The sequence below is a fragment of the Vibrio sp. Vb0937 genome (assembly GCF_033338855.1).
On the sequence record NZ_JAWOTK010000249.1, the window covers coordinates 1 to 1,286 of the forward strand.

General features: G+C 45.7%; 1 protein-coding gene. It reads right to left on the minus strand.

The genetic code is table 11. The annotated features are described in order from the left end of the window. The coding region (gene dld / locus R7P67_RS24830) for a D-lactate dehydrogenase (RefSeq protein ID WP_318086319.1) at positions 1-1,286 on the minus strand (1,286 nt) is incomplete at both ends.

A 1,286-nucleotide genomic window follows, 5' to 3' on the forward strand; every position in this document is an offset into this window, starting at 1 on the left:
GAGTTTTCTGCTTCGTACAAATGACCCACATTGTGTTCAGCTGGGTATTTTGCACCGCGACTATTGAGGTGCTCTAACATCAGCTTCTTCATCAATTTGGTATCTGTACCTTTTTTGAAGATGTAATCCTGATGGAAGACGTAACACATGAAGTGCCCGTAATAGAGCGACTGAACCAGATTTTTGCTCACCTCTTCAGGCAAAGTTTCCAACCACTCTTCATCATTTCTACGCAATGCGATATCGAGCGCAACAATGTCTTCAACCTCGTTGCGATGAATCGTTTCGTAGCGAATCGCAGCCCCAGCCGCCGCAAAACGATGTAAGTAAGCTTTTTTACCTTCATCTGGCGTACATTCGAAGAAATCGCAATCATCTTCAATAGCCCATACTTCTTTCAGGTATTTTTGTGCCTCTTCAATTCCGCCATCACTCATTTTTAGCACTAAATGATGTTCGTATTTATCGCGGAATTCTAACATTCGCTCAGGCAAATGCTGCGGGAACAATTTGCTTGCGTAGTACAAAATGGTGTCTGGCAAATATTTGCTGACAAATGGCACTCGCTCTAAAAAGTTCTCTACTTTCGCTTTCAATGCGAACATCTTAGGCAGTTTGTCCGTACCCAATAAGTCGATCGATAAAAACACGTCTTTGCCGTATTTCTCTGCCATGTTGAAGATATCGCGATGCAGATACTCCCCCATTTCTGGCAGGTTATCGAATTGAGTCAGAAAATCTTTTCTCAATTTGGTTAACTTGTTTGCGTCGTTCGTGCCCAAGTAAAACACTTGCTCTTTGCTTGGCACTGGGTAGCTATCAACACGCACTGCAAACACGCCCAATTTGCCCGCACAACCGCTCGCTTCAAACAAGCGACGCTCGTCTGCATTAAAACGTGAAGGGATGTCAGACGTCACGTCACGTACTCGTTCATCATATTCTTTGTCTGATGCCATGCGATCATCGTGAACGATCTTGCTTGGGTCGAAATTACCTTCTTGCAGATTGTGAAGAATTTCTTCCGGCGTCTCACCCAAGCCATCAATACCAAGATGGTTAACCAGATGGAGGTTGCCCTGCTTATCGACCTGCGCGTAGATGGCAAGCTCAGTATACGCCGGGCCGCGTTTCACTAACGCACCGCCTGAGTTATTGGCAATGCCACCGACAACTGTCGCACCTAGCGATGAAGATCCAATAATAGAATGCGGCGCGCGGTTAACGGCTCTGAGTTCTTTTTCTAGTGAATGTAGACTTGCACCGGGTAAGCACACCGCCTGTTT